The sequence below is a fragment of the Streptomyces sp. BR123 genome (genome assembly GCF_013401435.1).
Taxonomy (GTDB): Bacteria; Actinomycetota; Actinomycetes; order Streptomycetales; family Streptomycetaceae; genus Streptomyces.
In genome coordinates this window covers 1-6,161 of the sequence record NZ_JACBGN010000381.1, presented here as the reverse complement: position 1 = coordinate 6,161, position 6,161 = coordinate 1, and the positions used below count along the sequence as shown (strand labels likewise).

At 72.5% G+C, this 6,161-nt stretch carries 6 protein-coding genes; 4 read left to right on the top strand and 2 right to left on the bottom strand.

The features are described 5' to 3' along the window. Positions 1-377 precede the first annotated feature (377 nt). Positions 378-701 (bottom strand): putative quinol monooxygenase, encoded by a 324-nt coding sequence (locus HYE82_RS33175; protein ID WP_179177924.1) that lies wholly within the window; start codon positions 699-701, stop codon positions 378-380. Between the two features lie 137 nt (positions 702-838). Here HYE82_RS33175 and HYE82_RS33170 point away from each other — a divergent pair, with 137 nt between their 5' ends. Continuing rightward, positions 839-1,795 (top strand): GlxA family transcriptional regulator, encoded by a 957-nt coding sequence (locus HYE82_RS33170; RefSeq protein WP_179177923.1) that lies wholly within the window; start codon positions 839-841, stop codon positions 1,793-1,795. Positions 1,796-1,838: 43 nt separating this feature from the next. Here HYE82_RS33170 and HYE82_RS33165 read toward each other — a convergent pair whose 3' ends face one another. Then, complete coding sequence (locus tag HYE82_RS33165; protein ID WP_179177922.1) at positions 1,839-2,513, bottom strand: TetR/AcrR family transcriptional regulator; 675 nt, start codon at positions 2,511-2,513, stop codon at positions 1,839-1,841. A 183-nt stretch (positions 2,514-2,696) separates the two neighbouring features. Here HYE82_RS33165 and HYE82_RS33160 point away from each other — a divergent pair, with 183 nt between their 5' ends. The 3 genes from HYE82_RS33160 to HYE82_RS33150 all read left to right on the top strand — a co-directional run. Continuing rightward, the gene (locus tag HYE82_RS33160; RefSeq protein WP_179177921.1) at positions 2,697-3,248 is read left to right on the top strand and encodes an SRPBCC family protein; all 552 of its coding nucleotides are present in this window, start codon (positions 2,697-2,699) and stop codon (positions 3,246-3,248) included. Between the two features lie 117 nt (positions 3,249-3,365). Continuing rightward, complete coding sequence (locus HYE82_RS33155; RefSeq protein WP_179177920.1) at positions 3,366-4,955, top strand: class I adenylate-forming enzyme family protein; 1,590 nt, start codon at positions 3,366-3,368, stop codon at positions 4,953-4,955. Then, the coding region (locus HYE82_RS33150; RefSeq protein WP_179177919.1) for an FAD-dependent oxidoreductase at positions 4,955-6,161 on the top strand (1,207 nt) is incomplete at its 3' end. The genes HYE82_RS33155 and HYE82_RS33150, both read left to right, overlap by 1 nt.

The following is a 6,161-nucleotide window of genomic DNA, read 5'->3' as shown; positions in this document are numbered from 1 at the left end:
GCGCCGGGCGGGCTGCCGGGCGCGGCGCCCGGCGCGGCCGTCGGCGGGTTGCCCGGGGCGGCCGTCGGCGGGTTGTCCGACGCGGCGGGCGGCGGGTTGCCCGGCGCGGCGCCCGGCCGGGCCGGTAACGCGCTGTGCGTCTGCCCGGGCGACGGCGTGTTCTCCATAAGGCATGTACCCCCTGGCAATCGAGTGACGGTCCGTCAACAGATGACGACCATAACCACGCGACGCCCCGCCCGAGCAAGCGGCTTTCACCCTCGTGTTCTCCTGCGAAAAGGGGGTTTGACGCACAACCACCCTCGTTTCGCACGTGCGGCCGGGACGGGCGGGCCGACCGGCTCCCCCGGGGAGGCGGTCGGCCCGACGGGCCGCCGTCAGGCGAGCTTCGCGGCCAGGACGTCGACCGGGAGGATCTCCGGGGCCTCGGCGAGGAGCTTGGGGGCGTTCTCCATCAGGGCGGCGGCGATCCGGCCCTGGAGGTGGGCGGTGCGGTCCGCGTCGGAGCCGAAGGCGTCGAAGATGCCGAACGTCGTCGGACCGAGGCGCAGGGCGAACCAGACGGTGGTTCCGGCCTCCTCGCGGGCCAGCGCCAGGGCCCCGGTGAGGAGTTCCGCCACGTCGGCGGCGTGCTCCGGCTTGGCCTCGATCCGGGCGAGCAGGCCGAGGCGGGTGGTGTCGGGAACGAGGGCGCTGGTCATGGAGGGGCTCCTTCTGCCGGTGCGGTGTGCGGGCCGTGCGGCGCGCTGTGTCCGCGCCGTTCGGTACCCCTCACGCTAGGGAGCGGCCGCCGTACCCGGGCAGTGGCGGTTCCGCCGGATGCTTTACCGTTTCCGCCATGCGGGTTTCGGTACTGGTCCTGGACGGACTCTTCGACTCCGGGCTGGCCACGGTCCAGGACGTCCTGCAGATGGCCAACGAACTGCGCGGCGAGCTGCCACAGCCGCCACCCGCCTGGGAGTTGACCCGGATCGGGTCGCGCAGTTCCGTGCGCACCGCCTCCGGGCACCTGATCGAGACGGTCACCGCCGCGGACGCCCCGCCGCCCGACCTGCTCCTCGTACCCGGCGCGGGCCCCAAGCAGCCCGCGCCGCTGCTGGAGTGGGTGGCCGCCCCCGAGCGCGAGCCCGAGCGGGCCGAGCTGCGCCGGGCGCGGGAGGCCGGGACCTCGCTGGCCGCGGCGTGCACCAGCACGTTCCTGCTCGCCGAGGCCGGCGTGCTGGACGGGCTCAGCGCCACCACCAGTTGGTGGCTGGCCCCCGCGTTCCGGCAGGCGTACCCGCGGGTGGAGCTGGACGAGGGCAACATGCTGGCGCACGCCGAAGGGGTGGTCACCGCCGGCGCCGCCATGGCCCACCTCGACCTGGCGCTCGCCCTGGTCAGGCGGACCAGCCCGGCCCTCGCCGAGCTCACCGCCCGCTACCTGGTGGTCGACGACCGGCCCACCCAGGCCGGGTACGCCATCCCCAGCCACCTCGCCCGTACCGATCCCGTGGTCAGCGCCTTCGAACGCTGGGTACGCGCACACCTGGTCGAGCCGCTGCGCATGGCCGACGCGGCCCGGGCGGCCGGCGTGAGCGAGCGAACCCTGCAGCGGGCCGTGGACCGGGTGATGGGCGTCTCGCCGCTGCGTTTCGCGCAGGCGATACGGCTGGAGCAGGCCGCCCACCTGCTGCGCACCACGGACCTGCCGACCGACGCCGTCGCGCGCCGCGTCGGGTACGAGAACGCGTCCACGCTCACCACCCTGCTCAGGCGGCGCCACGGCACCACCCCGGGGCGGCTGCGCGGCTGAGCCCCGGCTGCGGGTGCTGCGCGGACGGCGGCGGCGCGGCGCCCTACCGGTCCGCGCCCCGGCCCTGGAGGCCCACCCCGTACTGGTTGAGGAACATGTCCACCCCGCCCTTGAGCAGCCGCTCGGCGAGGTCCTCGTCCAGGGCGGTGCCGTACACCCCGTAGACCAGGTGGGGGGACAGCACCAGCCCCGACAGCTGGAGGACCGCCAGCTCCATGTCCGGGATGCGCAGCAGCCCGCGCCGGTCCAGCCGTCCGAGGGCGGAGGCCAGGGCGGCGTGCTGGCGGCCGGGGCCTTCCTCCTGCCAGGTCCGGCCGAGTTCGGGGAAGCGGTGGCGCTCTCCCGCGATCACGTTGCGCAGGGCGAGCACGTCGGGCGTGGTGAGGCCGGCGACCCAGGTCCGGCAGGCTTCGAGGAGGTCGGCGCGGACGTCGTCGGATTCGGCGAGCTTCGCCTGGATGACCGACTGGGCGACGTCCAGGGCTTCGTCGAGGGTCTGCCCGATGACGGCGTTGAACAGGTTCTCCTTGCTGCCGAAGTGGTTGTAGACGGTGACCTTGGAGACGCCCGCCTCGGCGGCGAGCTGGTCGACTCCGGCCCCGAAGCCCTCGCGCAGGAAGACCGTCCGGGCTGCGGTCAGGATGGCCTGCCGTTTGCGCGCGGCGCGCGCCCCGGACGGGCCTGCGGGGGCTTCTGCGGTGCCGGTCCGTGCGGTCATGTCGTTCGTCCCCAACTTCCTCGTCTGCCTCGGCTCGGGACCAGTCTAGAACCCAACTGAACTGAACCGTTGCGTTCAATTGAACTGAACTGTATGGTTCATCTAGCTGAGCGGCCCGAGCGGGGCGGCAGAAGCGGAAGTTGAAGGCATCCGACGTTGCATCACACCAGGAGGACACCCGCTATGAGCGGCACCCAGACCCCCCTCTTCCGGTCCCGGGCCCAGATCCACGTCTCGGCCACCCCGGCCGAGGTGTACGCGGTCGTGAGCGACCTCTCCCGCAGCGGCGAGTGGAGCCCCGAGTGCCTCGGCGGGGAATGGACCACCGGCGAGCCCGGCGCGGTCGGCTCGGTCTTCCGGGGCGAGAACGAGCGCAGCGAGGAGGTCGTCGCCTGGGCTCCGGTGGTGCGCGGCAAGTGGACGACGTACGCCGAGGTCGTCGCGGCCGAGGCCGGCCGGACCTTCCAGTGGGCCATGCACAACAGCAAGGGCGAGAAGCAGGACAGCGTCTGGGGCTTCACGATCGAGGCCGACGGCGAGGGCAGTCTCCTGGTCCACCACTTCCGCATGGGCACCCCCACCGAGGGCATCCGCGGCATCACCGCCGAGATGGACGACGAGCAGAAGCAGCAGTTCTTCGCCGAGTGGGGCGAGAAGGTCGCCGGCGACCTGGCCGAGACCCTCGGCCGCATCAAGGCCGTCATCGAGGGGGAAACGGCCGCGCAGGGCGCCTGACCGCCCTTCCCTCCGTCTCTCCTCCCTCCTCCCCCATCCCTCCGGATCCCCACCCCTCCGAACAGCGAACACCGGCAACAGACGCCATCCGTACGTGACCTGAGAAGGGCAAAGGCGATGATTCTGCAGCGCATCGGCAACAAGGGCATACGACTCGGAACCCTCTTCGAGCGGGCCGCCAGGAAGCACCCGACGAACGTCGTGATCCTCGACCACGACCTCGACGTCGCCCCGGAGCTCGGGCGCCGGGCGACCGTGGCGGAGGTGGCCGACCTGATCGACGACCTCGCCTCCCGGCTCTGGGCCGCACAGGTCCGCCCCAGCCGCCGGGTGGTGATCTACAAGTCCGACGGCTTCGACATCACCCTGCTGGCCTGCGCCGCGGTCCGCATCGGCGCGGTACCGGTGCTGCTGTCGCCGAAGCTCGACGGCGAGACGGTGGCCGAGCTGGTGCGCCGCACCGAGCAGCCCTACCTCCTCACCGACCAGAACAAGCTGGAGACGGAGCTGCCCGCCTCGGTCTTCGAGGAGGCCGAGCAGGTCCTGCTCACCTCCGGCAGCTACAAGGAGGCCACCGAGCTCGCCTCGCTGGCCGGCTCGCCCCGGGTTCCGGCGGTGACGATGCCGCCCGAGCACCCGACCCTGATCACCCACACCTCCGGCACCACCGGCACCCCGAAGCTCGCCGTCCACACAGGGGCCACCCTCGAAGCGCGCTACCGCCCGCAGGCCGTGATCACCAGACCGCTCCTCCCGGGCCGCGAGACCATCGCGATGCACGTCTCCTTCGTGCACTCCCGCCTGATCACCGCCCTGGCCATCTCCCTCTTCCGCGGCTACCCGATCGTCGTCCTCGCCGACTCCGACCCGAAGAAGGCCGCCGACCTCTTCGCACAGCTGCGCCCCGGCATCCTGGAGGCGCACCCCAACTCCTTCATGGAGTGGGAGGAGCTCGCGGACGACCCCCGCAAGCCGCTGGCCAACGTCAAGCTGTTCTCCAGCACCTTCGACGCGATCCACCCGCGCACCGTGCAGCGGCTGCTGGCCGCCACCGAGCGCACCGCCCCGATCTTCGGCCAGCTGTACGGGCAGAGCGAGATCGGCCCGGCCGTGGCCCGGTCCTTCTCCAAGCGCCGCGGGCTCGACGCCGACGGCCGCTGCGTGGGGATGCCCTTCCCCGGCATGACCGACGTCCGCGTCGTCAGCCGCAACGGGCTGCCGGTCTCGGAGTCCAACCCCGGCTTCATCGAGGTCAGGAGCGACGGCCGGATCGTCACCTACCTCGGCGAGCAGGAACGTTACGACAAGCAGGTCAACGACGGCTGGTGGCGCATGGGCGACGTCGGCTACCGCACCAGGTGGGGCTGCGTGCACCTGCTCGACCGCGAGGTCGACCTGATCGAGGGCTTCGGCTCCACCCTCGCCGCCGAGGACACCCTCTTCACCAGGCTGGAGGAGCTCGCCGAGGTCATCATCATCCCCGACGAGAACGGCCGGGCCGTCCCCGTGGTCTGCACCCGGGACGACAAGCCGCTCGACCCGGCCGCCTGGAAGGCCGCCACCGCCGGCCTGCCCCCGATGTCCGACCCCGTCCAGTGGCGGCAGTCCGACCTGCCGCAGACGGCCACCACCAAGATCAAGCGTCTCGAACTCGCCCGTCTCATCGCCGCCGGCGCCGGCTCGCAGCTCACCGAGGAGAAGATCTGATGTCCAGGCTCGTCATCATCGGCGGCGGGATCGGCGGCCTGGCCACGGCCCTCTCGGTCGCCCGGCAGGGCCACGAGGTCCTCGTCCTCGAACGCGCCCCCGAGTTCGCCGAGATCGGCGCGGGCATCCAGCTCGCCCCCAACGGACTGCACGCCCTCGACCGGCTCGGCGTCGGCGAGGCCGTCCGCTCCACCGCCGTGCAGATGGACGCGCTCACCTTCATGGACGGCGTCACCGGCGAGCACGTGACCAGCCTCGACCTGACCGAGCACTACCGGGAGCGGTTCGGCAACCCGTACGCGGTCGTCCACCGGGCCGAACTGCACACCGCGCTGCTGGAAGCCTGCCGGGCCGAGGACGCGATACGGCTGCGCAGCGCCGCCACCGCGGTCGGCTACGAGCAGGACGCCACCAGCGCCACCGTCGTCCTGGAAGACGGCGAGCGCATCACCGGCGACGCGCTGATCGGCGCCGACGGCATCCACTCGGCGATCCGCGGCCGGCTCGTCGGCGACGGCGCCCCCCGCAACTCCGGGATCACCGTCTACCGGGCGATCATCCCGATGGAGCAGGTCCCCGAGGAGCTGCGCCACCCGACCTCCGTCACCTGGTGGACCGGCCCCGGCTGCCACTTCGTGCACTACCCGATCGCCGGCGGCAAGTACCTCAACCTCGCCGCCAGCAGCGACAACAAGGCCACCGAGGCCGTGGCCGGCGTCCCCGCCACCCAGGGCGACATCCGCCGCGAGTTCGCCGCGCTCGGCGAGGACGCGCAGCGCCTGCTCGCCCTCGGCGAGGGCTGGAAGTCCTGGGTCCTCGTCGACCGCGACCCGGTCGAGAACTGGGTCGACGGCCGGGTCGTGCTCCTCGGCGACGCCGCCCACCCGATGCTCCACTACGTCGCCCAGGGCGCCTGCCAGGGCCTGGAGGACGCGGTCACCCTCGGCGACCTCCTCGACTGCGACGCCGAGGAGTTCCCGCAGCGCTTCGAGAAGTTCAACGCCGAGCGGCAGGAGCGCACCGGCCGGATCCAGCTCCTGGCCCGGGAGAGCATCAAGCTCTGGCACACCTCCGGCGCCGCCGCCACGGACCGCAACGCCGTCCTGCGCTCCTTCTCCCGCGACGAACTCCACGACTACGTCGCCTGGATGCACGGCTTCCGCGTCCCCGCCCCGGACGCGCCGACCACCCGGACCACCCCTGCCG

What these genes read in the sequence shown, in the direction of transcription:
- HYE82_RS33160 (WP_179177921.1), top strand. Translation starts at nt 2,697, where the DNA reads ATGAGCGGCACCCAGACCCCCCTCTTCCGGTCCCGGGCCCAGATCCAC.
- HYE82_RS33155 (WP_179177920.1), top strand. Translation starts at nt 3,366, where the DNA reads ATGATTCTGCAGCGCATCGGCAACAAGGGCATACGACTCGGAACCCTC.
- HYE82_RS33165 (WP_179177922.1), bottom strand. Translation starts at nt 2,513, where the DNA reads ATGACCGCACGGACCGGCACCGCAGAAGCCCCCGCAGGCCCGTCCGGG.
- HYE82_RS33170 (WP_179177923.1), top strand. Translation starts at nt 839, where the DNA reads ATGCGGGTTTCGGTACTGGTCCTGGACGGACTCTTCGACTCCGGGCTG.
- HYE82_RS33175 (WP_179177924.1), bottom strand. Translation starts at nt 701, where the DNA reads ATGACCAGCGCCCTCGTTCCCGACACCACCCGCCTCGGCCTGCTCGCC.